30 protein-coding genes are annotated in these 26,219 nt (G+C 64.0%); 12 read left to right on the plus strand and 18 right to left on the minus strand.

All coding sequences use genetic code 11. The features are described 5' to 3' along the window. Positions 1 to 25 precede the first annotated feature (25 nt). The 4 genes from BJ122_RS10765 to BJ122_RS10780 form a co-directional block, all read right to left on the minus strand. Positions 26 to 178: an aa3-type cytochrome c oxidase subunit IV gene (locus tag BJ122_RS10765; RefSeq protein ID WP_110781025.1), complete on the minus strand. Its 153-nt coding sequence runs from the start codon at positions 176 to 178 to the stop codon at positions 26 to 28. Positions 179 to 415: 237 nt separating this feature from the next. Beyond that, the gene (locus tag BJ122_RS10770) at positions 416 to 799 is read right to left on the minus strand and encodes a type II toxin-antitoxin system death-on-curing family toxin (RefSeq protein WP_110781026.1); all 384 of its coding nucleotides are present in this window, start codon (positions 797 to 799) and stop codon (positions 416 to 418) included. Further along, a complete protein-coding gene (locus tag BJ122_RS10775) occupies positions 796 to 1,020 on the minus strand; it encodes an AbrB/MazE/SpoVT family DNA-binding domain-containing protein (RefSeq protein ID WP_110781027.1) in 225 nt (74 codons plus the stop codon). Before BJ122_RS10775 ends, BJ122_RS10770 begins: the two co-directional genes overlap by 4 nt. Positions 1,021 to 1,143: 123 nt before the next feature. Then, entirely contained in the window at positions 1,144 to 3,090 is a 1,947-nt protein-coding gene (locus BJ122_RS10780) for a M3 family oligoendopeptidase (RefSeq protein WP_110781028.1), read from the minus strand. A 264-nt stretch (positions 3,091 to 3,354) separates the two neighbouring features. Between BJ122_RS10780 and BJ122_RS10785 the strand changes: the two genes are divergently transcribed. The 4 genes from BJ122_RS10785 to BJ122_RS10800 all read left to right on the plus strand — a co-directional run bounded on the left by BJ122_RS10785 (position 3,355) and on the right by BJ122_RS10800 (position 9,937). Continuing rightward, positions 3,355 to 4,044: a TerC family protein gene (locus BJ122_RS10785; protein WP_110781029.1), complete on the plus strand. Its 690-nt coding sequence runs from the start codon at positions 3,355 to 3,357 to the stop codon at positions 4,042 to 4,044. Positions 4,045 to 4,106: 62 nt separating this feature from the next. Then, the gene (locus BJ122_RS10790) at positions 4,107 to 5,594 is read left to right on the plus strand and encodes a sigma-54-dependent transcriptional regulator (protein WP_110781030.1); all 1,488 of its coding nucleotides are present in this window, start codon (positions 4,107 to 4,109) and stop codon (positions 5,592 to 5,594) included. A gap of 315 nt (positions 5,595 to 5,909) precedes the next feature. Next, a complete protein-coding gene (locus BJ122_RS10795) occupies positions 5,910 to 8,027 on the plus strand; it encodes a L,D-transpeptidase family protein (protein WP_110781031.1) in 2,118 nt (705 codons plus the stop codon). 278 nt (positions 8,028 to 8,305) lie between these two features. Further along, on the plus strand, positions 8,306 to 9,937 hold the full coding sequence (locus BJ122_RS10800) for a peptidoglycan L,D-endopeptidase MepK (RefSeq protein ID WP_110781032.1): 1,632 nt from the start codon (positions 8,306 to 8,308) through the stop codon (positions 9,935 to 9,937). Between the two features lie 85 nt (positions 9,938 to 10,022). On the opposite strand, the gene BJ122_RS19780 is transcribed toward BJ122_RS10800, so the two are convergent. Next, positions 10,023 to 10,148 (minus strand): hypothetical protein, encoded by a 126-nt coding sequence (locus BJ122_RS19780; protein ID WP_283808448.1) that lies wholly within the window; start codon positions 10,146 to 10,148, stop codon positions 10,023 to 10,025. A gap of 121 nt (positions 10,149 to 10,269) precedes the next feature. Here BJ122_RS19780 and BJ122_RS10805 point away from each other — a divergent pair, with 121 nt between their 5' ends. From BJ122_RS10805 to BJ122_RS10820, 4 genes are all read left to right on the plus strand, one after another. Further along, positions 10,270 to 10,518: a DUF378 domain-containing protein gene (locus tag BJ122_RS10805; RefSeq protein ID WP_110781033.1), complete on the plus strand. Its 249-nt coding sequence runs from the start codon at positions 10,270 to 10,272 to the stop codon at positions 10,516 to 10,518. A gap of 20 nt (positions 10,519 to 10,538) precedes the next feature. Then, complete coding sequence (locus BJ122_RS10810; protein WP_110781068.1) at positions 10,539 to 11,198, plus strand: hypothetical protein; 660 nt, start codon at positions 10,539 to 10,541, stop codon at positions 11,196 to 11,198. 237 nt (positions 11,199 to 11,435) lie between these two features. Next, positions 11,436 to 12,194 (plus strand): Crp/Fnr family transcriptional regulator, encoded by a 759-nt coding sequence (locus BJ122_RS10815; RefSeq protein WP_110781034.1) that lies wholly within the window; start codon positions 11,436 to 11,438, stop codon positions 12,192 to 12,194. Positions 12,195 to 12,419: 225 nt separating this feature from the next. After that, complete coding sequence (locus tag BJ122_RS10820) at positions 12,420 to 12,617, plus strand: hypothetical protein (RefSeq protein WP_110781035.1); 198 nt, start codon at positions 12,420 to 12,422, stop codon at positions 12,615 to 12,617. A 472-nt stretch (positions 12,618 to 13,089) separates the two neighbouring features. Here the strand turns inward: BJ122_RS10820 and BJ122_RS10830 are convergent, their stop codons facing one another. Beyond that, complete coding sequence (locus BJ122_RS10830) at positions 13,090 to 13,359, minus strand: DUF2312 domain-containing protein (protein WP_110781069.1); 270 nt, start codon at positions 13,357 to 13,359, stop codon at positions 13,090 to 13,092. A 259-nt stretch (positions 13,360 to 13,618) separates the two neighbouring features. Beyond that, positions 13,619 to 13,927 (minus strand): DUF1244 domain-containing protein, encoded by a 309-nt coding sequence (locus BJ122_RS10835; RefSeq protein WP_110781037.1) that lies wholly within the window; start codon positions 13,925 to 13,927, stop codon positions 13,619 to 13,621. Between the two features lie 197 nt (positions 13,928 to 14,124). Here BJ122_RS10835 and BJ122_RS10840 point away from each other — a divergent pair, with 197 nt between their 5' ends. Together BJ122_RS10840 and pyk are read left to right on the plus strand one after the other, a co-directional pair. Beyond that, positions 14,125 to 14,712 (plus strand): DUF1036 domain-containing protein, encoded by a 588-nt coding sequence (locus BJ122_RS10840; protein ID WP_110781038.1) that lies wholly within the window; start codon positions 14,125 to 14,127, stop codon positions 14,710 to 14,712. After that, positions 14,709 to 16,172, plus strand: coding sequence for a pyruvate kinase (gene pyk, locus BJ122_RS10845; protein WP_110781039.1), 1,464 nt, complete (start codon positions 14,709 to 14,711; stop codon positions 16,170 to 16,172). The genes BJ122_RS10840 and pyk overlap by 4 nt, the downstream gene beginning before the upstream one ends. Before the next feature lie 152 nt (positions 16,173 to 16,324). Here pyk and BJ122_RS10850 read toward each other — a convergent pair whose 3' ends face one another. From BJ122_RS10850 to BJ122_RS10870, 5 genes are all read right to left on the minus strand, one after another. Next, complete coding sequence (locus BJ122_RS10850; RefSeq protein WP_110781040.1) at positions 16,325 to 17,017, minus strand: tetratricopeptide repeat protein; 693 nt, start codon at positions 17,015 to 17,017, stop codon at positions 16,325 to 16,327. Between the two features lie 110 nt (positions 17,018 to 17,127). Then, the gene (ykgO, locus tag BJ122_RS10855) at positions 17,128 to 17,253 is read right to left on the minus strand and encodes a type B 50S ribosomal protein L36 (protein ID WP_027276473.1); all 126 of its coding nucleotides are present in this window, start codon (positions 17,251 to 17,253) and stop codon (positions 17,128 to 17,130) included. Positions 17,254 to 17,459: 206 nt separating this feature from the next. Further along, the gene (locus tag BJ122_RS10860) at positions 17,460 to 18,431 is read right to left on the minus strand and encodes a tripartite tricarboxylate transporter substrate binding protein (protein WP_110781041.1); all 972 of its coding nucleotides are present in this window, start codon (positions 18,429 to 18,431) and stop codon (positions 17,460 to 17,462) included. Positions 18,432 to 18,459: 28 nt separating this feature from the next. After that, positions 18,460 to 18,897 (minus strand): MaoC family dehydratase, encoded by a 438-nt coding sequence (locus BJ122_RS10865; RefSeq protein ID WP_110781042.1) that lies wholly within the window; start codon positions 18,895 to 18,897, stop codon positions 18,460 to 18,462. 57 nt (positions 18,898 to 18,954) lie between these two features. Continuing rightward, positions 18,955 to 19,374 carry a MaoC family dehydratase gene (locus BJ122_RS10870; RefSeq protein WP_110781043.1) on the minus strand — a complete coding sequence of 140 codons (420 nt, stop codon included), beginning with the start codon at positions 19,372 to 19,374 and terminating at the stop codon, positions 18,955 to 18,957. A gap of 155 nt (positions 19,375 to 19,529) precedes the next feature. On the opposite strand from BJ122_RS10870, the gene BJ122_RS10875 reads away from it, so the two are divergent. Then, positions 19,530 to 20,300 (plus strand): IclR family transcriptional regulator domain-containing protein, encoded by a 771-nt coding sequence (locus tag BJ122_RS10875; protein WP_110781044.1) that lies wholly within the window; start codon positions 19,530 to 19,532, stop codon positions 20,298 to 20,300. Positions 20,301 to 20,438: 138 nt separating this feature from the next. Continuing rightward, positions 20,439 to 20,903: a YbaK/EbsC family protein gene (locus BJ122_RS10880; protein WP_110781045.1), complete on the plus strand. Its 465-nt coding sequence runs from the start codon at positions 20,439 to 20,441 to the stop codon at positions 20,901 to 20,903. 146 nt (positions 20,904 to 21,049) lie between these two features. Here BJ122_RS10880 and BJ122_RS10885 read toward each other — a convergent pair whose 3' ends face one another. The 6 genes from BJ122_RS10885 to cysW form a co-directional block, all read right to left on the minus strand. Beyond that, a complete protein-coding gene (locus tag BJ122_RS10885; protein ID WP_110781070.1) occupies positions 21,050 to 21,352 on the minus strand; it encodes a hypothetical protein in 303 nt (100 codons plus the stop codon). Between the two features lie 222 nt (positions 21,353 to 21,574). Continuing rightward, positions 21,575 to 22,363, minus strand: a complete 789-nt coding sequence (locus tag BJ122_RS10890) for a 3-hydroxybutyrate dehydrogenase (RefSeq protein ID WP_110781046.1) — start codon at positions 22,361 to 22,363, stop codon at positions 21,575 to 21,577. A 66-nt stretch (positions 22,364 to 22,429) separates the two neighbouring features. Continuing rightward, the gene (locus BJ122_RS10895) at positions 22,430 to 23,566 is read right to left on the minus strand and encodes a DUF3734 domain-containing protein (protein WP_110781047.1); all 1,137 of its coding nucleotides are present in this window, start codon (positions 23,564 to 23,566) and stop codon (positions 22,430 to 22,432) included. Between the two features lie 84 nt (positions 23,567 to 23,650). After that, positions 23,651 to 24,160 carry a CAP domain-containing protein gene (locus BJ122_RS10900; protein ID WP_110781048.1) on the minus strand — a complete coding sequence of 170 codons (510 nt, stop codon included), beginning with the start codon at positions 24,158 to 24,160 and terminating at the stop codon, positions 23,651 to 23,653. Positions 24,161 to 24,271: 111 nt separating this feature from the next. Beyond that, positions 24,272 to 25,324, minus strand: coding sequence for a sulfate/molybdate ABC transporter ATP-binding protein (locus tag BJ122_RS10905; protein ID WP_110781049.1), 1,053 nt, complete (start codon positions 25,322 to 25,324; stop codon positions 24,272 to 24,274). Further along, complete coding sequence (gene cysW, locus BJ122_RS10910; RefSeq protein ID WP_110781050.1) at positions 25,314 to 26,216, minus strand: sulfate ABC transporter permease subunit CysW; 903 nt, start codon at positions 26,214 to 26,216, stop codon at positions 25,314 to 25,316. Before cysW ends, BJ122_RS10905 begins: the two co-directional genes overlap by 11 nt. Positions 26,217 to 26,219 lie beyond the last annotated feature (3 nt).

Below are 26,219 nucleotides of genomic sequence, written 5' to 3' on the forward strand. Positions count from 1 at the left end.
CGTCAACGGCGCGCTCCGCTACGAATCAAGTCAGGAAAATTGCCAGCAGAGCCAGGATGGTGGCGACCGCCGCGCTGCCCAACTTCACCAGCTTGATGAAGGTCTCGTAGGTCTGCTCGTGGGCCACATAATCGTTCCCGCCAGCAGTCGAGTAGGCAACTTCGCGGTGCTTTGCCATTCGTCTCTCCGGACAATGTTCGAGAAGTGGGGCTTCGATTAGCGCAATCTTATTGCGAGGGCAACCGCACTGCAGCAATTATGCCTTGCCATTTTCGGCTTATTCCAAAGCCGCTCGGTTGTTCTGTCGCACGGAATGTGACCTTTAACGCACGAACAGGACGAGCTGTTCGGAGGCGCTTGCAATTCGTAGCGCGCAGCACCTTGAAGGCTTCCGGAAAGCGTTGCAGCGCGGCGATCAGGCCGGCCAATTGTCCCTAATCCAGCGCGTCAGCGACGCCTCACTCACCTCGCCCGCGGCGAGCGCAAGGATGATGGCGGCCGCTTCCGCCTCGGGCACGATGAAATCGATGTCGTTGACACCGAGGAAAGTATAGAGCGCCAGCAGCGATGTGCGCTTGTTACCGTCAACAAATGGATGGTTGCGCGCGATGCCGTAGGCATAAGCGGCCGCCAATTCTGGCAGCTCGGCGCCCTCGTAGCTCCATTTGTTGCGCGCCCGATCGAGCGCAGACTCTAGCATACCCTCATCGCGCAAACCGGCCGCGCCGCCGTGAATCGCCAGTTGCTCGTCGTGGATGGCGACGATCATCTGACGGGTCAGCCAGAACGGTTCGCTCATTTGGCCAGTTCGGCGAGCGCGTTGTGGTAACGCTTCATACCCCGCCGAGCGACTTTCATCGCCTTCTCGAACTCCGGATCGTGGGGCGTGAGCAATAGGCCGCCATCGGGCTGTTCGACCGGAAACAGCTTGTCGCCCTCCTTCAAGTTGAATCGCGCCAACAGTTCCTTCGGCAGGATCACCCCGACGGAGTTTCCGATCTTCTTGATTTCGAGCGTCATGATCGAGCACTCCCTCTCAGATCGCGCATCAGCGCGCCCACACAGGTTCGCACCCCAGCCGGGCCCAGCCGTTGTACATTCTGTATAACATTGTTGTACAGAATGTACAACGAGGATGACGCCCTACCCCATCGCCTCCAGCTCGTCGATCAGCCCGGCGATCACCGACAACCCGCCGTCCCAGAATTTCGGGTCGCGGGCGTCGAGCCCGAACGGCGCCAGCAGCTCCGAATAATGCTTGGTGCCGCCAGCGGCCAGCATCGCCAGGTAGCGCTCAGCGAAGCCTTCCTGGGCGTGCTCGTAGACCGCATAGAGCGAGTTCACGAGACAATCGCCGAACGCATAGGCATAGACGTAGAAAGGCGAATGGATGAAGTGCGGGATGTACATCCAGAACGTCTCGTAGCCCGGCTTGATCTCGATCGCCGGCCCCAGGCTCTCGCCCTGCACCGACAACCAGATCTGCCCGATCCGCTCGGCGGTGAGTTCGCCCTGGCGCCGCTCGCTGTGGATCGCGCGTTCAAAGCTGTAGAACGCGATCTGCCGCACCACCGTGTTGATCATGTCCTCGACCTTGCCGGCGAGCAGCGCCTGGCGCTGCTTGGCGTTTTTGGTCTGCGCCAATAGCCGCTTGAAGGTCAGCATCTCGCCGAACACGCTCGCGGTCTCGGCCAGCGTCAGCGGCGTCGGCGCCATCAGCGCACCATTGCGCGCCGCCAACACCTGATGCACGCCATGGCCGAGCTCATGGGCCAGCGTCATGACGTCGCGCGGCTTACCCTGATAGTTCATCAGCACATAGGGATGCGCCGAGGGCGTGGTCGGATGCGAGAACGCACCGGGCGCCTTGCCCGGCCGCACCGGCGCATCGATCCAGCGATCGGTGAAGAAGCGCTTGGCGATGCGGGCCATCTCCGGCGAAAACGCATCATAGGCTTGCAGCACCATGTCCTGCGCATCGGACCAGGCGATCGCGCCCTTGGCGGCGAACGGCAGCGGCGCATTGCGATCCCAATGCGGCAGCTTGCTCTTGCCGAACCAGCGCGCTTTTTGCGCGTAGTAGCGATGCGACAGCCGCGGATAGGCGGCGCGCACCGAAGCGACCAGCGCATCGACCACTTCGCGCTCGACCCGGTTCGACAGATGCCGGGAATCGGCAATGTCTTCAAAGCCGCGCCAGCGGTCGGAAATCTCCTTGTCCTTGGCGAGCGTATTGGTGATCAGCGCAAAGGTGCGCTCATTGGCCTTGAAGGTTTTGGCCAGCGCCTGCCCTGCCGCCTTGCGCTTGGCAGGTTCGCGATCCTGCAACAGATTGAGCGTCGGCTCGATCGCCAGCTCCTTGCCGCCGACCTTGAAGCGCAGCCCGGCGATGGTCTGATCGAACAGCCGGTTGAAGGCCGAATAGCCGGTCTGCGACTTTTCATGGAATAGCTGTTCGACCCGGTCTTCGAGCTGATAGGGCTTGTCCTTGCGGCTGTCCTCGATCCAGGGCCGGTAATGGCCGAGCTCCGGGGTCTGCATCGCGCGCTCGATCACCGCGTCATCGATGCGGTTCAGCTCGAGCGTGAAGAACAACAGATGCAACGAGGCCGCGGTCAGCCGTTCGGACACATCGCCATAGAATTTGGTAATCGCCGGATCGACGCTGTCGCCGGCATGCGCCAGCCCGGCAAAGGAGGCGAGCCGGCCGGCGAGATCATCGATCGCCTCATAGCGCCGCACCGCGGCCGCCAGCCACGCGCCGCCGCCGTCCTTGGCGGTCTCCTCGGCGAGCTTGCCCTTAAAATCCTGCTCGAAGGCGATGCAGTCGGCTTCGATCTGCGCCAGGTCGCGCGCGATCTCCGGCGCATCGATCGACTGATAGAGATCGGCGAGATTCCACTCCGGCAGCTTGGCCGCGGACTTCGCCGTGCTCTTAACAGCGGACTTATCTGCAGTCTTGGCTTTGGTCTTGGCTTTGGTCTTGGCTTTCGCCTTGCTGGCCGCCTTGCGGGCCGGCGATGCCGACGCCTTCTTGGCGGTGACTTTGCGGGATGACTTGGCGGCTTTCGCGTTTGCGGTTCTGGTCATGGCCTCATTCGGCTATCGCTGCACAACATTGTGCAAACGCTACAATCGGCGGCGCTCGAAGGGAAGTCACTCCGGCGCGACACCGCCGACGGCAGTGCGCTGTCAAAGATTTGACACATGGCGGAACGCCCCCCGGATGCGGCGATACGGGACTTGACAGCTTTTCGATGAGGTTTAATTCAGGAACACCACGTTCAGGACCGGGCCCCTCTGGCAGTTCAAGTGAGCTGTGATGTCGGACTGGACGTCGCATGGAGAGGCCCGATGACCGACCTTCTGACGCCCGAAGCATTTGCGGCTCTGATGAGCACGGAAGCTCTATCCGCCTTCCTCCAGGTTGTGATGATCGACCTGGTTCTGGCCGGTGACAACGCCATCGTGATCGGCCTTGCTGCGGCGGGCCTGCCCAAGGAGCAACGCGGCCGCGCGATCCTGATCGGTATCATCGCCGCCACCGTGCTGCGTATCGCCTTTGCCAGCGTCACCGTGCAGTTGTTGCAGATCATCGGCCTGTTGCTGGCCGGCGGCGTGCTGCTGCTCTGGGTGTGTTGGAAGATGTGGCGCGAGCTGCGCACGCCGCACCAGGAGATCCAAGACGCCGAGAACCTGCTCGACGACGACGAATCAAACGATCCGCCGGAGTCGACGCCGCCGCGCAAGACCCTGGGTCAGGCGGTCTGGCAGATCACCATTGCCGACATCTCGATGTCGCTCGACAACGTGCTCGCCGTCGCGGGTGCCGCGCGCGAACATCCCATCATTCTGATCTTCGGCTTGGTGCTGTCTATAGCGCTGATGGGCGTGGCCGCCAGCTTCATCGCCCGGCTGCTGCAGAAGCATCGCTGGATCGCCTATGTGGGCTTTGTGATCATCCTCTATGTCGCGCTCGACATGTGCTACCGCGGCGCGCTCGAGGTCTGGCCTCATCTCAGCGGCTATATGCCGTTTTCATGAAGCGTTAACGCTTCCGCGGCCATGGTGGCCCAAATCGGGACAACGCCCGTTTTGGAGTACCCATGGTCGAGAGAATTCTGATCGCCGATGACGATCCTGTGCAACGCCGCCTCGTTGAAAACATGGTGCAGCGTTGCGGCTATGAAGCCGTCACGGTCGACAGCGGCGATGCTGCCATTGCACGGCTGACGGCCGGCGACGAACCGGCGATTGATGTGGTGGTGCTCGACCTGGTGATGCCTGGCCTCGACGGCATGGGCGTGCTCAGCGCCATGCGCGAAATGGGGCTGTCGATCCCGGTGATCGTGCAGACCGCTCATGGCGGCATCGACAATGTGGTGTCGGCGATGCGCGCCGGCGCCCAGGATTTCGTGGTCAAGCCGGTCGGCGTCGAGCGGCTGCAAGTGTCGCTGCGCAATGCGCTCAACGCCAGCGCGCTCAAGGGCGAATTGCAGCGTATCCGCCACAGCCGCGAAGGCCGGCTGACCTTCGCCGATCTGGTGACGCGCAGCGAGGCGATGGCAAGGGTGCTGCAGATCGCGCGGCGCGCGGCTACTTCCAGCATTCCCGTGCAGATCGAAGGCGAATCAGGCGTCGGCAAGGAATTGATCGCGCGCGCCATTCACGGCTCGAGCGATCGCAGCAGCAAGCCGTTCGTGGCGGTGAACTGCGGCGCGATTCCCGACAATCTGGTGGAATCGATCCTGTTCGGCCACGAGAAAGGCGCGTTCACCGGCGCCACCGAGCGCCACACCGGCAAATTCATCGAAGCCTCCGGCGGCACGCTGTTTCTCGACGAAATCAGCGAGCTGCCGCTCAATGCCCAGGTCAAGCTGCTGCGCGCCTTGCAGGAAGGCACGGTTGAAGCGGTCGGCGGCCGCAAGCCGGTCAAGGTCGATGTCCGCATCATCTCCGCCAGCAATCGCGGGCTGCTCGACCGCGTCAAAGCCGGGCAATTCCGCGAAGACCTGTTTTATCGGCTGCATGTGCTGCCGCTGACCGTGCCGCCGCTGCGCACGCGGCGCGAAGACATCCCGCATCTGGTGCGGCATTTCCTGGCGCGATTCTGCGCCGAGGAAAACCGCGTCATCACCGGCGTCAGCGCCGAGGCGATGGCGCGTCTGGTGCAGTTCGATTGGCCGGGCAATGTCCGCCAGCTTGAAAACGCCGTATACCGCGCGGTGGTGATGAGCGATGCGCAGCAGCTCGACGTCGCCGACTTCCCGCTGACCGCCGCCCAGAACAGCCGGCTGGAGTTGCCCAGCGAACCGCTGTTGATCGAGCCCGGCGTCTCCACCATCGCGCCGAGCATCGTCGAAGCCGATATTCCGATTGCGCCGCTGCCGGCGATGGGCAGCCTGCCGCTGTTGACGGCCGAGGGCGAGGTCCGGCCGCTGGCCGAACTGGAAGGCGACATCATCCGCTTCGCGATTGCGCATTATCGCGGCCAGATGTCGGAAGTGGCGCGGCGGTTGAAGATCGGCCGCTCTACACTGTATCGCAAGCTCGACGACCTGCTCCCCGACACCGATCGGCAGTCGCACCCGTAATCGGCGCAGCGGGTTCCGCGGGGCCTGCCCCCTGCCCCCGAGGAACCCTTGAACCGTTGCCGCACGGTGACAGACAAATCGCGGCATGAATGGCAAAAGCGGCCGAGGCGTCCTGTGCATTACAGACCCTCGCGGTCAGTTTGTCGTGAGCAGCCCCTGTCGTCTGCTGGGCTGCATGTTAATGATAACGAGTCGAGACTCGATCGAATCGGGCGCTGTCGCGGCGGCTCATCGCCGTGACAAAGGTCAGACGTGACGTTGAAAGACGGACGTCATGACGGCCGCTCCCGGCGACAGTCCATCAAGGGGTGCGAAATGCGAGATACCTCTCACGGCCGCCGCGGTTTCGACCGCGTTCTGATCGCGGTTGCGGCGAGCTTTGTGGCGCTGTCGGCGACTTCAGCCCTCGGCCAGTCGGCTGCGACACGCACGGCAGAGGACCTTGCCATCGACGCCGCCGTACCGGTGCCCGAGCCGGTTGATCTGCCCCCGCCTTCGATTGCCGATCTGAAGACCGAAACCGCACCGGCTGCGGCCACCGCGCCGGCCACGCCACCGGCTGCCGAAACCACCGCGGCGGCCCCTGCCGCCGTGAAGGACGATTCCAAGCAGCCCAGCGCCGAAGCTGCCAAAGACACCAGCAAGGAAACGAGCAAGGAAGCGGTCAAGGAGTCGGCCAAGGAATCAGGCGAGAAGCCGGCGCATGTGGCGATCACCATCCCCGCAACCGATCAGCCGGTCGCCGAACAGCTGCGCGATCTGCTTGCTGGCAAGGCCGCCAAGCTGCTCGACCGCAAGGCCGAGCGCGCCGCGGTCGAGAAGTTTTATGCCGCGCGCGATTACGCGCCGCTGTGGAGCAGCGCGGGCGCCGCGACCCCGCTCGCCAAGAGCGTGACCGCCCGCCTGCGTGACGCCGCCGCCGAAGGTCTGTCGCCCACCGATTATCCGGTGCCGGATTTCGCCGCGGCCACCACCCCTGCTGCGCTCGCGGAAGCCGAGCTGAAACTGACCGCGTCGATGCTGGATTATGCCCGTCATGCCCAGAGCGGGCGGATGCATTTCTCGCAGGTCAGCGCCGACATCCTCTATCCGGAGCATCCGATCGATCCGGCGCAGGTGCTGGCGAACGTCACCACCGCCAGCGATCCGTCGGCCGCGCTGGCGAGCTACAATCCGCCGCTCAAGCTGTACCGCGACCTCAAGGCCAAGCTCGCCGAATTGCGCGGCGAAAGCAGCGGCACCACCATCACCATCGGCGATGGACCGGCGCTGAAATACGTGCCGGAGCGCAAGAAGAAGCCGGCGGTGGAAATGGATGATCCGCGCGTGCCGCAACTGCGCGCCCGGCTCAGCATCAGCGAGAACGCCGACAGCCTGCGCTACGACGCCAAGGTGGCGGCCGCGGTTCGCAAATTCCAGGAAAGCGTCGATCTGCCCGAAACCGGCGTGCTCGACGAGCGCACGGTGAAGGCGCTGAACAGCCCGAAGCGCGACCGGCATATCGACATCGTTCTGGTGAACATGGAGCGGCTGCGCTGGCTGCCGCGCCAGCTCGGCGTGCCGTCGCTCGGCAATGCCTATGTGATCCTCAACATTCCCGACTTCACCTTGAAGGTCATGCAGAACGACGCCCAGGTCTGGACCACGCGCGTCGTCACCGGCAAGCCCGGCAAGCACGCCACCCCGATGCTGACCGAGACGATGAAGTACATCACGGTCAACCCGACCTGGAACGTGCCGCCGTCGATCATCTACAATGAGTATCTGCCGGCACTGCAACAGGACCCGACCGTGCTGCAACGGATGGGGCTGCGGCTGGAGCGCAATCGCGACGGCTCGATCCACATTTCGCAGCCGCCAGGTGAAGGCAACGCGCTCGGCCGGATTCGCTTCAACTTCCCGAACAAGTTCCTGGTGTATCAGCACGACACGCCGGACAAGCATCTGTTCGGGCGCGAGGAGCGCGCGTTCAGCCATGGCTGCATGCGCGTGCAAAACCCCGATCAGTACGCCGCGACGCTGCTCAACATCACCATGCCGAATGAGCGCTACACGCCGGAGCGCATTCGCGGCATGTATGGCCGCAGCGAGATCGATCTGAAATTCCCGACGCCGATCCCGGTCAACATCACCTACCAGACCGCCTTTGTTGACGACGCCGGCAAGCTGCAATTCCGCAAGGACATCTATGGCCGCGACGCGGTGATGATCTCGCTGATGCGCGACAGCCGCGGTAAGGATTTGGAAAGCATTGTCGCCCACGCCCAGCCGAGCTACTCGCGGCCGCGTGCCGACATCCCGCAAGGGGTGGCGTTCAACGACAATGGACCGGCCCAGGGGGCGAGCGGCTTCTCGTTTTTTGAACGACTTTTTGGCCTGCCGCCACATCCTGGCCCCACTCAGCGCCCACCACGCAACGTGTTCGCGCGCTAGCAAGGCTTTGGGACAGCTTTGCTGTTAACCAAAATTTGGCAGCTAAATCAGTGGCTCAGCTTGGTCTGAGCCGCTGTTATTAACCATTGTCCATCGTGATTTAATCAATGGGCTATATTTCGCCATGTTCGGCGCGCTATTTTCCACAGCCGCCGGGAGCGTGGGGCGTAAATCTCAATTAACCCTCCCGGTTTAAGACTACGTTCATCCTGTTTGACCGCGACGGGGTATTGGGCGGACAGGATTTCCGGAATGAGTCTCATTGGGGTGGGTGATACGTGCTCGCTGGTTTCGCACGCCGTCTCAGGTTGCTGTCGTCAACGCGCGCCGGATTAACGGCGGGATTGGCATCGGCACTGCTTTTAGCTGGCGCCGGCTCGGTCCGCGACGCCACCGCTGTCGGCGATACTCGTACTCTCTCCTTCCATCACACCCATTCGGGTGAAGCCCTTACCGTCACTTTCAAGCGCAATGGCCGCTACGACGAAGCGGCGATGAAGCAGATCAATTACTTCCTGCGCGACTGGCGCAGCCAAGAACAGACCACCATGGACCGTCGCCTATTCGACATCCTGTGGGAGGTCTATCGCGACGTCGACGGCAAACAGCCGATCAAGATCATCTCCGCTTATCGCTCTCCGGCGACCAACGCCATGCTGCGCCGCCGCTCCTCGGGCGTGGCGCGCTTCAGCCAGCACATGCTGGGCCATGCGATGGACTTCTACATTCCGGGCGTGCCGCTGGAGCAGATCCGCGCGGCGGGGCTGCGCTTGCAGCGCGGCGGCGTCGGTTTTTATCCGAGTTCAGGCTCGCCGTTCGTCCATCTCGACACCGGCCGCATCCGGCATTGGCCGCGCATGACCTCCGATCAGCTGGCGCGCGTCTTCCCCGATGGCCGCACCGTGCACCTGCCTGCTAACGGCACGCCGCTGAAGGGTTATCAACTCGCGCTCGCCGACATCGAAAAGCGCGGCGCTTCAGACGCCAGCGGTAGCAAGTCGGGTTTCCTGGCCTCGCTGTTCAATTCGAAATCGGCCGAAGAGGACGACGAAGGCGCACCAACGCCGACTGCCGCCAAGAGCGCGCCGGCCGCGACCGCGCCGGTGTTGGCGCCGAAGCAGCCCGACGTCAAACTCGCCGACGTCAAGCCGGGCGAATTGAAGATCGTCGACACCATTCCGATGCCGCGTGAGAAGCCGGTCGCCCCGGTTCAGGTCGCGAGCGCCGACCAAATGGTGCCGGTGCCGATGGCGCGTCCTGCCAAACCCGCGGCCGCCGCCAAGCCCGCCGCCAGCACCGAGACCCGGCCGCAAACTCCGGCCGATATCATCAATGCCCGCGGCTTCTGGGACGACATGCCGAAAGCGCAGCAGGCTACGGCGGCGCAGATCGCCGCCCTCAAGGCCCGCGAGCCGGCCGCCGACACCGCCGCTCCCGCTTCCGCCTCCAATGCCGCGATGCAGGCGATGGCCTTTGCGCCGCCGCCTTCGCCGATCGACCGCGCGCCGATCGTTGCCGCCAGCGCTCCGGTGCCGCGCACCGTGCGTGCCGCCGCCGTGCAGCGTCATGCCGCGCCGGCCGCCGGCAGCGTCACCACCGTCGCCAAGAATCATCAGGGCCGGATTCAGGGGCATCTGGTCACGACCTCGTCGCGGCTCGCCGCCGCCAGCCGCGATGATGACATCTGGCTGCGCGCCATGATCCTGGCGCCGAGCGCCGCGAGCATGACCTCGACGGTGTTCGGCGACACCGACATGACGATTTTGCGCTCGTATTTCAGCAAGCCGACCGCCACCGTGGCGATGGCGTTTTCCGAAGACCCGCATGCCGGCCTGGCCTGCGATCAGTTCTCCGGTGAGGCGGTGGTCTCGGTGCCGACCACCCCGTTCGTGACCGCGGCGCTGCGCTAACCGCAGCCCGCACTATTCCCCGCATTGCGCTACGCTTGATCCGGGCTACTCAACTCCGACCATTGCTGACTGTCGCGCGGCGCCTTCAGCTACCAAACCAGCCGATCAGCCAAGCCGCCACGCCGAGCAGCGGAACCAATGCCACCGCCAGCAGCAGCAAGGGCGCGGGCTCGTTACCGGTGCGGTTACGTCGATTGTCATGACTCGCCATCGCTGCATAAAACGCGCTGGCGACATTCGTTCCGCCGCATCGTGCGCGAGGCGCACGCCCCTCCGATAGGAACGGCCACCACCTTGCGTCGTTGGTCGGTCTCACATCATCGGAGAACACTATGCGCATTCTAAACGTCGTCACTCTGCTGCTGGTGATTGTTGGCGGCCTGAACTGGGGCCTGGTGGGCCTGTTCGACTTCGACCTGGTATCAGCCATTCTCGGCAACGGTGCCGCCGAAACGGCCACGTCATCACTCGCCTCGCGCATCATCTATGTGCTGGTCGCGGCCTCAGCGATCTATCAGATCGTGCCGCTGTCGCGTCTGCTGTCGGCAGAGTCGGCCGGCTATCGAACCGGAACCTATTGACGCCGTCAGAGGTGCCCAAGATGGTCGCCCCGGATAGCACCATGCGCTTTCGCCGGATCACCGGCAGCGATGCCGGCGGCGCCATCTACTTTCTGCCGTGGCACACCAGTTTCCGTACAGCGATGAGGTTCGGACTGCTCGGCCTGCGGCGCTGGCGGCTCTGTTATGAGTTGCCAGCGGCTGTGGTGCACGCCGACCCAGAGGCGTGTGCCCGCGCCATCCGGCTGGTGCTCGACGATGCGGCGGAAGAGATCGAGCGTCGCAGCCCACCTATCCTGGTGGGCCTCAGCATGGGCACGGTGCCGGCGACGCTGCTTGCCGGACGCTATTGCACCAAATTGTGGAGCTTCGCCTCGGCCGATCGCGGCGACCTGATGATCTGGCAGAGTCCGGCGGCGCGGGCGGTGCGGCGCGAAGCCGAAAACCGCGGCGTCACCCTTGGCGATTTCACCAGCGCCCTGCACGGCCTGCACCCGATCGATTGGTTGCACCGGATCGATCCGCGTAGCCGGTTCTCGATCGGCGCTTTCGATCGCTACGTGCCGCGCGCGCGCCGGGCCGCCTTGGTCAGACGCGCGGCGCTGAGGGTGCCGAGCAACAATGTGGTGTGCGAACCGCTCGGCCATTTCGGCGTGATGGCGCTCAGTCCCTGGCGCCAACGCCAATGGCAGCGCGCGTAAACCAACCTTGTCCCGACAGCAGAGACCAAGGCGCTCGCTGTGAGCTAGCGTTCCCACCGATCTGCACCGAGCAGGGTTTTAACATATGACCATGGAACCTAAGACGCTCAGCGGCGTTGTCGATCATTAGCGGTAATGTCCAGACGAGCGCGGGAGCCGTCGTGCCGGCCACCTCTCTCATAGGATGTTTGGCCAAGCCAGGCGACATCAGGTCGTGTCCGTGAGAGAGGCATCCCAATGGCCCATCCCTTCTTGCGGAAACTCCGCCACGGCGCGCATTTAACCCAAGACAACGAGAACGTCCTGATCGCGCTCGCGCGCCCCGTGCGCTCGCTGGCCGCACGCGAAGACGTCTCGATCGAAGGCGAGCCGCGCGGACACCTGACCCTGATCGTGGAAGGCTGGGCCTGCCACTACACCACGCTGGAAAACGGCAAACGGCAGATCGTATCGCTGTATCTGCCCGGCGATCTGTGCGAGCCGTTCGGGATACTCCCCCGCTTCATGACCAACGCGATCGCGGCGATCACCCCGGTGACGATCGCGCAGCTACGGCACGACACCATGCGCAGCACGGCGCAGGCCAGCCCACGCATTGAGGAGGCGTTGTGGTGGGACCTGTTGACGTCGTTCGCCATCGAACGCGAGCATCTCATCAGCCTGGGACGGCGCACCGCAACCGAGCGGCTTGGCCATCTGTTTTGCGAGCTGCATTTGCGGCTGGAGAATATCGGCCTGGTCGACGATGAGCTGTCCTACGACATGCCGGTGACCCAGGCTGATCTCGGCGATCTGCTCGGCCTGTCCCTGGTGCATGTCAACCGATCGCTGCAGGAATTGCGTGCCACACGGCTGATGTCACTGCGCGGCCGCCGCTTGACGATTCACAATTTGCGCGGCTTGCGAGAATTGTCGTTGTTCGATGAGAGCTATCTCCATCGCGTGACGTCGCCGTCGCGTCATCAGCCGCACGCTGAGATCGGCGAACTCGCTTAGCGGATCAGCGGCAGGTCACCAGAACAAGCCGCGCTACCTTCGTTGCGTGCGCGATACGCACGCGCGCCGTCTGCCGCTTTGGCCGTTTGAGGAGCCCGTTGTAACGGCGATCGGATCGAGCGCCGCGTGGTCATCCATGCAAACTGCCTCAGGTGAATAACATAAGTAAATGCCCGCGAATGACAGGCCCATTAGCCTGAAAACGCCCGGTATGGAGGTATCCGCATGAAGGGGCGTCGGAATCGAACCAAGCAACAATTGTCGCTTGAACAGCGACTGTTCGCTTTTTCTGAGCAGTGTCGGCAGCAGGCCAAGCAGACCACTGACGAAACGCTGCGCAATAATCTGGAACAGCGTGTCCGGTCGACGGAAGCCACACTCGGACTGATCGCTTGGCTCGGATCACGCGACGGGCGACGTTGACGCGCGTCGCGCGCGGTTTGCGGTGACACCCCGTAGCGCCGGTGAGCGCACCGACGCTGCACGCACGGCGGCCGCGACGAGCGACGACGTCAGTCCTCGGCCGTGCCGGGCTCTGACATCTTGTTGCGCGACTTCGCCGGCATCGTCCTTGTCCGCCGCTGCTCCGGTTGTTGCAGCGACAACCGGAAGCCACCCTGCTCGTTCCTGCACTCTGAAGCCGCCGGCGTGACGACGCGCGGCGCCGCGGCGGAGCGCTGATCGCAGCCGCCGTGGGTCAATTCACTTTCGTTCGGGGATGTTCGGCCGAAGCACCGGCCACGGTGGGGGACGATCTCGGTGACCGTCCTGGTGCCTGAGCGCAACGTGAGGCTCTGGCACTTGTCGGGGCCATGTGGCGCGCCGCTCGCGTCACCACTGCCCCCAGCAAGCCTGGAAGGCGTTGCGGTTCTGATCGCTCAGAACCGCATCAGACTCAGAGCATACCGAGCGCCTGCAGATAGGTTTCCAGGATGCTTTCCTGCTCGGCGCGCTCGTCGGCGTCCTGCTTGCGCATGCGCACGATGGTGCGCAGCGCCTTGACGTCGTAGCCATTGCCCTTGGCCTCGGCATAGACGTCGCGGATGTCGTCGGAAATCGCCTTTTTCTCTTCTTCCAGCCGCTCGATGCGCTCGATGATGGCCCGCAGCTGATCCTTCGCGAATTTGGTCGCGGGTTCTTCCTGGACGGCAGCAGAGGTGGCCATCATGTACTCCTGACGTGAACGATTGGATGAGAAATACGAATCAAGGGTGGCTCGGGCCGCGCCCCAGGACGCGGAGCGACACTCACGAGGGCGAGGCTTGACGTCAAGCATCAAGGCGCTCGTCCACAGTGACCCACAGGCCGCCAGCGCGCATGGCTAACGGTTTGTGCGGCGCCGCGCAAGGCGGTCGCGCTCGGGACAGCGCAACAAAAAAAGGTGGCGAGTCGCCACCCGCGAGTCGCCCCGCATCGCTACGACTCTAGGGTGTGTGCGGCTTGCTGGCCTTGGCGAATTGCGCCAGTTGCTCGGGTGTGGCCTGCGCCTGATGGCGCTCTTTCCAGACCTCGTAGGGCATGCCGTACACCGCCTCGCGGCTATCATCGCGCGACAGCTCGACGCCCTTGGCGTCGGCCTCGTCCTTCAGCCAGTTCGACAGACAGTTGCGGCAGAAGCCGGCGAGGTTCATCAAGTCGATATTGGCGACATCGCTGCGCTCGCGCAGATGGCCAATCAGCCGGCGAAATGCCGCAGCCTCGAGTTCGGTCCAGGTGTCCTTATCGATCGCCATCGCTCAAGCCTCGTGGAATTGCTGCATTTCGTTAAAGGAATTGACCAGAAATGGGAGCTGCCACAGATTTTGCCACATCCACGGGTTAGAGAACGCGAGCACTGGCAGCTCGATCCCCTTCGCATCGCGGACGCCGCACCGTTGACAGCGGGCCGCGGAGCGCGCCAAATCGATTGCAGTTGCTGTAGCTTGACCGAATGACCGCAGACGTTCCACACCGCACCATGATCTCGCTTCGACGTCGCTCCCGCCTGGTTCCGGCGGCCGCCGCGTTGCTGGCGTCGCTTGCGGCCGCGCCGGCCGCGGCCGATTTTCGGCTCTGCAACAACACCTCCAGCCGGGTCGGCATTGCGCTTGGCTACAAGGATGCCGATGGCTGGACCACCGAAGGCTGGTGGAATGTATCGTCACGCAGCTGCGAAACGCTGCTGCGTGGCACGCTTGTCGCACGCTACTACTATATCTATGCGCTGGACTATGACCGCGGTGGCGAATGGTCGGGGCAGGCCTTCATGTGTTCGCGCGACAAGGAATTCACCATCAAAGGGACCGAAAACTGCCTGGCGCGCGGTTTTGACCGGACCGGCTTCTTCGAGGTCGACACCGGCGATCAGCGCGCCTGGACCGTGCAACTGACTGAGAGTTCCGAGCAGAATCCGCAACGGATGCCGGGCATGCCCGGCACGCCCGGGGGCGGCCTGCCCGGATTGCCTAATTCACAGGGTGGAACGCCTCCGGGCGCGTCTGGTCTCTCGCCAGGCGGCACGCCCGGAAGCAAGCCATGAGACGTCTTCGCCGTATCAAAATTCTCGCCACGCTGGGCCCCGCCTCGTCCGACAGCGCCACGATCCGCAAGCTGTTCGAGGCCGGCGCCGACATTTTCCGGATCAATATGAGCCACACCTCGCACGACAAGATGCGAGAGCTGGTTCAGACCATCCGCAATGTCGAAAGCAGCTATGGCCGGCCGATCGGGATCCTGGTCGACCTGCAGGGCCCGAAGCTGCGGCTCGGCCTGTTCGGCAATGGCCCGATCCAGCTCAAGAACGGCGCCACTTTCGTGCTCGATTCCCTCAAGGAGCCGGGCGACGAAAACCGCGTGCACCTGCCCCATCCGGAAATTCTGGCCGCCTTGAAGGTCGGCGACGCGCTGCTGCTTGATGACGGCAAGGTGCGGCTGATCGCCGAGGAATGTTCGCATGATCGCACCGTCACGCGCGTGGTGATCGGCGGCCGGATGTCGGACCGCAAGGGCGTCAGCCTGCCCGATACCGACCTGCCGATGTCGGCGATGACCAACAAGGACCGCGCCGACCTTGAGGCGGCGTGCGAGACCGGCATCGACTGGGTGGCGCTGTCCTTCGTGCAGCGCGCCGAAGACGTGATCGAAGCCAAGCGCATGATCCGCGGCCGCGCCGCGGTGATGGCCAAGATCGAAAAACCGCAGGCGATCGACCGACTGCAGGACATCATCGACGCCTCCGATGCCTTGATGGTGGCGCGCGGCGATCTTGGCGTTGAAATGCCGCTGGAGCGCGTGCCCAGCCTGCAAAAGCAGATGACGCGGCTGGCGCGCCGCGCTGGCAAGCCGGTGGTGATCGCCACCCAGATGCTGGAATCGATGATTTCGAGCCCGGTGCCGACCCGCGCCGAAGTGTCGGACGTCGCGACCGCGGTCTATGAGGGCGCCGATGCCATCATGTTGTCGGCGGAATCGGCGGCCGGCAAATTCGCGGTCGAAGCGGTGTCGACCATGAACCGGATCGGCGAAGAGGTCGAGCGCGACCCGACCTATCGCACCGTGATCGCGGCGCAGCGTCCCGAGCCGGAAGCCACGGCCGGCGACGCGATCGCCGGCGCCGCGCGGCACATCGCCGAAACGCTCGATTTGTCGGCGATCATCTGCTGGACCAGCTCCGGCTCGACCGCACTGCGGGTGGCGCGCGAGCGCGCCCGGGTGCCGGTGGTGGCGATCTCGCCCAACATCCTGACCGGCCGAAAACTGTCGGTGGTGTGGGGCGTGCACTGCGTGGTCGCCGAGGATGCGCAGGACCAGGACGACATGATCGACCGCGCCGGCTCGATCGCGTTCCGCGATGGCTTTGCCAAATCCGGGCAGCGGGTGATCGTGGTCGCCGGCGTGCCGCTCGGCACTCCGGGCACCACCAATATGGTGCGGATCGCCTATGTCGGTCCGACCGAAGAGGCCCCGAAAACCAAGAAGAAAACGGCTGAGCCGAGCTGAGGCTGGATAGCAGCCTGACTACAAGCTCGATTTGGATACAAGCCTGACTGGGATAGCATCCTGACCTGGATACCTGCCTGAGCGGCGCCGACGCGCCGCGCTCAGGTGCCGCCCCGCTCAGGTGGGAGGCGTGCCGCTGAGGTGGCGCGCCGCTAGATATCGCGGCCTTCGACCTTCTCGGACAGTTTCTTGACCAGATCCGGCACCTTGTCGAGGTGCGGGTTGACGGCCAGCGCCTTGCGATAGGCCGCGAGGGCGCGCTTGTCGTCGCCGAGGTCCTGCATGATCATGCCGAGCCCGGCCAGCGCGCCGAAGTGCCGCGGCTCGCGTTTCAGCACCTGCTCGATATCGCGCAGCGCGTGATCATAGTCGTTCTTGACGTAATACAGCGTCGCGCGCCGATTCCAGCCCTCGATATAATCGGGCTTCAGCTTGATCACGGCATCGAGCAGCTTGAGCGCGACATCGGGCTGGCCGTTGGCGATCGCCGTTTTCGAGCGCGCCATCAGCAAGGTCGCGGTATCGCTGGAGGTGTGGCTCCACAGCGCCCAGATCCGGGCTTCGACATGCTTGGCGCTGGTCTGGTCCGGGGCCGCCTGCAGCGCGCCGAGCAGAAAATCGATGCCGCGCTCGCGATCGGCGCTGGCTTTCGGCTGCTTGGAATTCGGGGATTTGGAATCGGGCAGCCTGGCAGGCGGCTCAGTCGGCCGCGTCAACGAGCGCTGATCCGCATCCGGCGCCAGGCCATGAGGCTGCGACTGCGTCCAGCCTGGCGTCGCCGCCATCAAGGCGGCGATCAGCCATGCTGATCGCATTGGTCGCGATAAGAGAGATCGCCGTGCCATCTCGCGACTGTAGCGACGAGCTCCGACACCGCAAGGGGAGCGGTGTCACAGCGCTGTGATGGCTTATGCAGTACAGGCAGGAAGGCGCGAGGCGCGTTCCGAACCCGTGATCAACCCTGGCGGGCCTTGTAGCGGCGCTGCACCTTGTTGATCACGTACACCCGGCCCTTGCGACGGACCAGACGGTTGTTGCGGTTGCGGGTGCGCAGCGACTTCAGCGAGTTACGGACCTTCATGGGTCAATCCTAGACGTTTGAAAGGCCGTGAGTACAGGCCGAAAGGGCAAACAACAGAACGTCATCCCGGTAGCGGCGAGCCGCCCAAGACAGGATGGTTTTTAGCCAGCCGATGCCGGGCTGTCAATCAGCTCCGGCAGGCCAGCGCGCCCGGAGCACCGATTCTGCAGCGTTTTTCACTGCAATCGGGCTCCGGGCCTGTGCCTTTAATCCTGTGGGGGCACGTTGGCGGCGCGCACCACCCCGCCCCAACGGGTAATCTCCGATTCGACGAACTTGCTGAACGATTCGCCGGTCAGCTTACCGACCTGCACGCCATGGGCGCTGAACTTCTCGGCCAGTTCGGGCGAGGCCAGCACTTCCGCCATGGTCGCGGTCAGCTTCTGATAGACCGCGTTGCCATTGGCCTGCGGCATATAAAGGCCGAACCAACCCAATGACTCAAAGCCTTTGACCCCGGACTCATCGAGGGTCGGCACGTCCGGCAAGGTCGGCGCGCGTTCCCGGCTGGTGACGGCCAGCACCCGCAGCAACCCGCCCTGCGCCGCCGGGATCACCGTGGGCAGCGAATCGAACAGGATCGGAATGTGCCCGCCGATCAGATCATTCATCGCCGGCGCAGCGCCCTTATAGGGGATGTGCACCATGTCGATGCCGGTCATCTGCTTGAACAGTTCGCCGGACAGATGATTGGCGCCGCCGATGCCGCTCGAACCGAACGACAGTTTGCCGGGCTGCTGCTTGGCCAGCACGATCAGTTCGGCGACCGACTTGGCCGGAAAATCCTTGGTCACCACCAGCGCATTGGGGGCAGTCGCCACCTGCGCGATCGGCGAGAACGCCTTGACGGTGTCGTAGGGCAACTTGCGATACAGGCTCGGATTGATGACGTGGTGGGTCGCGGCCAGCAGCAGCACGCTGCCATCGGCCGGCGACTTGGCCACGAAGTCGGAGCCGATGGTCCCGGAGGCGCCGGCGCGGTTTTCCACCACGGTCTGCACGCCGAGCTTATCACCAAGATGCTTCGCGATATGTCGCGCCAGGATGTCGGTGGTGCCGCCGGCCGGGAATGGCACGATGATCTTGATCGACTCCGGCATCCGTTGCGCTTGCGCGGGAGCCACCGCGGCGACGATCGCCAGCACAGCTCCCATGAGTAGCGCCGAAAACGTTTTCATTCATCTCTCCCAAGGAGCTGAGTGCACTTCACGCCGGCAGCGGAAACTCGACCATCGCCTCGCCGCGGGCGACCTGTTCGCCGTCCTGATTGCAGACGGTCACGTTGATTATAACCCATCGCGATCCAGCCGTCGTGTGCTTCGCTGTCACAACTCCTGCAGGGTCGATGGTATCACCCAGTCGCACCGGCTTGAGCCAGCGCGTTTCCAGGCGGCGATGGATCGCTCCCTGCGGACAAGCCCAATCGGTGATCATCCGGGTGATCAGCCCGAAATTGGTCATGCCGTGCATGATGACGCCGCCGAATTGCGTCTTGCCAAAACTGCCCAACATATAAGCCTCGTCGAGGTGCAGCGGATTGTAGTCGAGCGACGCCTCGCAAAACAGCCGGATCGACTCGCGGGTCACTGTGAACGAAGGCCCCGCAATGGCGTCGCCGACGCTAACTCCCTCAAATGACGTCATGTCCCCTCGCCGCCCGTCCCCGTATTTTTACGGGGTTAGGAATTAAGCCAACAGTCATCACCTAGGCCGGATGGTGTGACCGCGACCGGAGCAAATCACCTCGCCGTGCTGATTGAAGAATACATTATCGTGCACAACGAAAAGCCGCTCACGCCGAATGAACTTGTCGAGCGCGCGCGCTTCGAGCGTGATCGTATCACCGGGCCGCGCCGGAATATTGTAACTCCAGCTTTGACCGGCATTGATGGTCCCGGGCGTGCGCATCCAGTCGTCGGCCGGCGTGCAGGCGAACATCAACAGAATGTGGATCGACGGCGGCGCGATCAGTCCGCGATAGACCGAACGATTGGCGTAGGCTTCGTCGAGATAGAGCGGGTTGGTTTCGCCGACCGCACGGCAATACAGTTCAATGGCTTCCCGGGTCAGCACGTAAGGCAGCGTCGGGCGCCGCTCGCCCGGCACGATCTCGTCCCACATTTTCCGGGTAGTCGCGTCCTTCCAGAAATCGGTCTCGTAGCGCCCCTCCACTTGCGCGGCTCCTTCAGTTCGCAGCACGCCTGTTCTGGTCGATCTTCGAAAATTATGCGACTATACATCGCAATTGACAAGATTCTCTCCCGAGGAGCTTCGTAATGGCCAAGGAAAGCGATAGTTTCGTTCGCGCAATTGCGCGTGGCTTCTCCGTCGTCGAAGCTCTGGGGCGCCCGCCAGGCAGGCATACATTGTCCGAAGCGGCACTAGCCGCCGGCCTGAACCGGGCAACGACGCGGCGGATGCTGGCCACACTGGTGGCGCTCAACTACTGCGAAGTGGAAGGCCGTTACTTCAGTTTGCGGCCACGGGCGCTGGGCCTCGGCCTGTCCTACCTGAACGCCCTGCCCTATTGGGGTTATGCGCAAAGCGCCCTGGAAGACCTGCGCAACGACATTGGCGAATCCTGCGCGCTGGCGGTGCTCGACGAGACTGAGATCGTCTATGCGCTGCGACTGCCGGCGCGGCGCATTCTGTCCGCCAATCTCGGCATCGGCAGCCGGCTGCCGGCCCATGTGGTGTCGCTCGGCCGGGTGCTGCTGGCGGCGCTGCCGCCGGAAAAACTGAACTACTTCCTGGAAAACGCCACGCTGCAGAAGCTGACGCCGCGCACATTGGTCGAGCCGGACAAGCTGACCGCCGAATTGCAGCGGGTGCGGGATCAGGGCTACGCCTGGGTCGACGGCGAACTTGATCCGGCGATCTGCGGCATCGCCGTGCCGGTGCGCGACCAGCGCGGCGCCGTGGTGGCTGCGATCAGCATCAACACCATCTCCGGCTCGATCGATGAGGACGGCGCCAAGCAGCGTTTTCTGACGGCGTTGCGTCGCACCGCGCAGAACATTCAGAGCCAGACCATCGCCGCTGCCTGAACTGATCGCGGCTGCGGAATTGTCCAAGCTCGGCCCGAGTCGCGGCTCGCGGTGGCGGTTCAGCTTGCGTGCCTGAGCTTGATGGTCTGAGCGGATTCCTGACCTTGATTACCTGACGATCGCCGCTAAAAGAGCGACATGAGTCTCGACACTGTCCGCGCGTTCTTCGCGCAACACGCCCCCGACATCGCCGTCGCCGTATCCGACCACAGCGCAGCCACCGTACCGCTCGCGGCTGCGGCGTTCGGCGTCACGCCGAGCGAGATCGCCAAGACGCTGTCGCTGAAAGTCGGCGACCGGGTGTTTCTGGTGGTGGCGAGCGGCACTACCAGGCTCGACAACAAGAAGGCCAAGGCGCAGTTCGGCGGCAAAGTGAAGATGCTGAGCGCCGAGGAAGTGGTGGCGATCACCGGCCACCAGGTCGGCGGGGTCTGTCCGTTTGGCCTGAAGACCGAGCTGCCGGTCTATTGCGACGTGTCGCTCAAAGCGTTCGCCGAAGTGCTGCCCGCCGCCGGCTCGACCCACAGCGCGGTGCGGATCACGCCGCAGCGGTTGGCCGACCTGACCGGCGCCGAATGGGTCGATGTCTGCAGCACAGGCTAGCTAGCCGCGACCGCCGTTCGAGTTCGATCTCTAAATCACTCACAAAAAAGCCTGCGGTCCTGATGCGATCAGAGCCGCAGGCCTAGGTGTACCTAACGCTCATTCGATGCGGCGCTAAGGCCGCCGTCACCGATGGCGTGTGACGATCACCAGCGGTGACCGTGACGGTGGCCCCAATGACGGTGACCGTAATGGCGGTGCCCCCAATGGCGGTGGTGCATGCGCGGGCCATAGTAATGACGCGGGGCATAGTAGCGCGGCGCATAATAGTTCGGCCGCCACCAGCAGCGTCCCCACTCATTACAGACGTAACGCACCTGATCGACCACTGCGGTCTGATCGGCGGCGGCAGACGGCAGACCATTGGGCATGGCGGCAGAGGCCGTTGCCGATGACAGTGCCACGCCGCCAAGCGCTGCGATGGCCACGAATGCAAACTTCAGGTTCATCGGATTATTCTCCTTGTTCGCGAACCGTGGCGACCATAGCGCCGCGCGCATGAACGCTCGCTGACCAAGCAGTTCATCAATATGAAATATTGGTAAGGTTGCGCAGGCCTGCGCGATGCGGTCGCATGCGCACCCACGCCGCGCTGAGCGTCGCCAAGCCAACGCTTCCGAATAAAAGCTAAAGACAGATCAGGCCACCGGCCAAGCGATGGCCGCGCGCGATCAGGCCGCGGTCCAGCCGCCATCCATCGACAGATTGGCACCGGTGATCTGGCTCGCCGCATCGCTGCACAGGAACAGCGCCAGTTCCGCCACTTGTTCGACCGTGACGAATTGTTTGGTCGGCTGGGCATGGAGCAGCACGTCGTTGATGACCTGTTCCTTGCTGAGATTGCGCGCCTTCATGGTGTCGGGAATCTGCCGCTCGACCAGCGGTGTCCAGACATAGCCCGGCGAAATGCAATTGCAGGTGACGCCGGAGGTCGCAAGCTCAAGCGCCACCGTCTTGGTCAGACCGGCGATGCCGTGTTTGGCGGCGACATAGGCCGACTTGAACGGCGAGGCCACCAGCGAATGCGCCGAGGCGGTGTTGATGATACGGCCCCAGCCGCGCTTCTTCATGCCCGGCACCACGGCGCGGATGCCATGGAACGCCGAGGACAGATTGATGGCGATGATCGCGTCCCACTTCTCGACCGGGAAATCCTCGACCGGGGACACGAACTGAATGCCGGCATTGTTGACCAGGATATCGACCGCGCCGAACGTGCGCTCGCCGAGCGCCACCATCTCCGCGATCTCCGCGGGCTTGAGCATGTCGGCCGGCGAATAGACCGCCGTGACGCCGAAGTCGCGCTCGAGCCCGGCGCGCTCGCGTTCGATGTCGTCGGCATCGCCCATGCCGTTGATCACGAGATTGGCGCCGGCGCCAGCGAGCGCTCGCGCATAAGCAAGGCCGATGCCGCTGGTCGAACCGGTCACAACAGCGGTCTTGCCTGTCAACGTCGCCATTCGCAGCTCCCGTGATGCCATCGTTTCAAAGATGATCGTTCTGACCTGCCATGCCCGACCGAGCCGCTAGCGGAACGCCTCGGCGGTGAGATCCCAGGTCACCATGGTGTCGTCGCTCTGTGCCGGACGCAGCCATTCGCCATGGCGCATCGACAGATGCACATCCTGCTCGCCGGCCTTCCAATGCTCCAGCATGTTGGCGCGCGAGAAATCGTAGTCCTTGGACAAGGCTTCGTAGTCGCGCTTGCGGTAGATCAGATTGACCACCGTGATGGCGTTTTCGCGCGCCGCTTCGTGAAGCGGGGCCAAGGCCGGATCGTTGCGTTGTTCCTCCGGCAGCCGCGCCAGCAGATCGCCAAGCGCCTTGCGCGCGTTGTGCAGTTGTTTGGCCTTGTCGGTGTTGAGCCTTGTGCGGCTGGAGTGACGAATGTCCTTCTCGCGCTCGGCGGCTTCCAGCAGCGTTTCCGGCAACCGGCCCTGCGAGCTGAACAGATCGACCTGAAAGATCAGCAGGTCTTTTTGGGAGACATCCTCGAGCACATAGTCGAGCGGCGTGCTGCACGCGACGCCGCCATCCCAGTAGAAATCGTCGCCGATCTTGACCGCCGGAAAACCCGGCGGCAGCGCGGTCGCGGCCATGATGTGCTCGGGGCCGAGCGGCTGCTTGGTGTTGTCAAAATAGCAGAAATTGCCGGTGGCGATGTTCACGGCACCGATCGACAGCCGCGTGGCGTCGGCGTTGTTGTTGATGCGGCCGAAATCGACCAGCCGCTCCAGCGTCGTGCGCAGCGGCTCGATGTCGTAATAGCTCAGGCTGTCCGGCGTGCCGGATGGGAACAACTGCGCGGGCGGGAAACGCGGCGTGAAAAAGCCGGGCACGCCGAGCGTCGCGATCAGCGCGGCGCTGGTCTCGCTGAACATCGGCAAATGCGTCTGCATCAGCGGTTGCCAGGGCGCGGGCTGCGCCGCCATCTCCCAGAATTCACGCAGCCGCTGCACCCGCAGCTCGGGCGGATTGCCGGCGATGATCGCGGCGTTGATCGCGCCGATCGAAATGCCCGCAATCCATTGCGGGGCGAAATCATGCTCGTCCAGCGCCTGATAGGCCCCGGCCTGATAGGCGCCGAGCGCACCACCACCCTGCAGCAACAGCACCCGCCGTGCCTTGGCAGGGTTGGCGGACTTTCGGGATACTTCATCCATGTTGTTTCGCGCCGCTCCTCGAAACCCACTCTGGCAAATTGGCCGTTGTCGGCGGCAACGTCAATCGCCCCGAGATCCGGTCGTCTAGCCGTCGGTGGACGCCAGGATCATGGTCCAGAACACCTTGTATTTGGTGCCGGGCGCATAACTCGCGGCGATGCCGAGCTTGTTGACGCCACTTTTCAGCATGTTGGCGCGGTGCGGCGGCGAATCGCGCCAGCCCGAAAACGCCTCGGCCAAAGTGTGATAGCCCGCAGAAACGTTCTCGACCGCCAGGGTGGCCGGATAGCCGCCCGCGTTCAGGCGCTTGGCCAGCGGTCCCTTGACGTCATGGTCGAGCTTGTTGTTGCGCGCCATCGCCATCGACTGGTCCTCGGCGAGCTTGACCAGCGCCGGATCGACCGTTACCGCGCCGAGGCCATTGTTCTGGCGGTATTGCGAGATCATGACCGCGGCCGCCTGCGGATCAAGCTTGGCGCCGCCATTGGCCATGCTGAGATACATTGCCGGCTGCTCGACCGGCGGCGGCGCGACATCAGCCGTACACCCCGCCAACAGCAAAAGGCCGCATGCGGCCAGTCCAACCCGGATCATCTGGATTCCCCCAATCAGGACCGCGGTTGTTGCACGTCAACCGTGGCTGAAAGGTGAAGATCAGGCGATTTGCCGGCCGGACGCGGCCGACTTGCCCCAGATCGGGCCGGTTCAGGCGCCGTCGGCAAAAATCCGGTAACGCCGCGGCTGCAGGCCGATCACGTCACCCGGCTTCAGGTCGCGGTCGCGCGGCGCGTCGATCTCGATCAAGGTGCCCTCGCCGCCAGCGGCCTGCAGCAGCACGTCGGCGCGCTGGGTCGGCCCGAAGGCGCGGACATGCTTGACCGCGCCCTGCAGCGCCCCGCTGCCGACCGGGCCGATCGCCAGATCGTGGCGGCGGATGAACAGTTTTGACGGCCCCGGCCGCGCATCGCTGGAATCGAGCGCCAATTCGCGCTCGCCGAGCCGCACCCGGCCTTCGCGTACCTCGACTGGCAGCACGATCGATTCGCCGATGAAGCCGTGCACGAACGCCGTCGCCGGGCGCTCATAGACATCGCCGGGGGTGCCGATCTGCTCGATGCGGCCCTTGTCCATCACCACCACGCGGTTGGCGACTTCCAGCGCCTCTTCCTGGTCGTGGGTGACGAACAGCGAGGTGACGTGGATTTCCTCATGCAGCGTGCGCAGCCATTTGCGCAACTCCTTGCGCACCTTGGCGTCGAGCGCGCCGAACGGTTCGTCCAGCAGCAAGATCCGCGGCTCGATCGCCAGTGCCCGGGCAAGCGCGATGCGTTGGCGCTGCCCGCCCGACAGCTGGTTCGGATAGCGTTCGGCCAGCCAATCGAGCTGCACCAGATCGAGCAGTTCCTTGACCCGCGCCCGGATCTGATCCTCGCTCTTGCGCACCCGGCGCGGCTGCACGCGCAAGCCGAATGCCACGTTCTCGAACACACTCATGTGCCGGAACAGCGCGTAATGCTGGAACACGAAGCCGACATTGCGCTCGCCCGCCCCGCGCGACAGCGCGTCCTCGCCGTCGAACGCCACCGAGCCGGAATCCGGCCAGTCGAGCCCGGCGATAATGCGCAGCAGCGTGGTCTTGCCGGAGCCGGACGGCCCGAGCAGCGCCACCAATTCGCCGGTGTCGACCCGGAGGGCGACATTGTCGAGCGCGGTGAAATTGCCGAAGCGCTTGATGATGTTGCGCACCTCAATCGTCACTGGGGGGCCGTCCTTCCTTGATCTGACTTTCCAATATGGTCTTCACCACCAACGTCACCAATGCCAGCAGCGCCAGCAGTGATGCGATCGAGAACGCCGCGACCAGCTGATACTCATTGTAGAGGATCTCAACCAGCAACGGCATGGTGTTGGTTTCGCCGCGAATATGGCCGGACACCACCGACACCGCGCCGAACTCGCCCATCGCGCGCGCGTTGCAGAGCAGCACGCCATAGAGCAGACCCCAGCGGATATTAGGCAGCGTCACCCGCCAAAAGGTCTGCCAGCCGGTGGCGCCGAGCGAGATCGCCGCTTCCTCCTCCTGCGCGCCCTGCTCCTGCATCAGCGGGATCAGTTCGCGCGCCACGAACGGGAAGGTGACGAAAGTGGTGGCGAGCACGATCGCCGGTACCGCGAACAATATCTGGATGCCATGCGCCATCAGCCAGGGGCCGAAGAAGCCCTGCGCGCCGAACAGCAGCACGAACACCAGGCCGGAGATCACCGGACTGACCGAGAACGGCAGATCGATCAGCGTCACCAGCAGCGTCTTGCCGGGGAACTCGAATTTCGCGATCGCCCAGGCCGCGATCACGCCGAACACCAGATTGAGGCCGACCGAAATCGCCGCGGTCAGCAGCGTCAGCCGGATCGCGGCCCACGCTTCCGGATGGTTGAGCGCTTCCAGATAGAACTGAAAGCCCTTCGACAGCGCCTCGGCGAAGACCAGCAGCAGCGGCAGCACGACGAAGATCGACAGAAAGCTGATGGCAAAGCCGATGATCAGCCAGCGCACCACCACGGGCTCGCTGCACGAGTCGCGCCGCACCGCTGGCCGGACCTGGCTACTGGCTGCGCGACGCGGCGGCGATGAAGCGGTCATCACGGTCATGGC

Source organism: Rhodopseudomonas faecalis (assembly GCF_003217325.1).
Taxonomy (GTDB): Bacteria; Pseudomonadota; Alphaproteobacteria; order Rhizobiales; family Xanthobacteraceae; genus Rhodopseudomonas; species Rhodopseudomonas faecalis.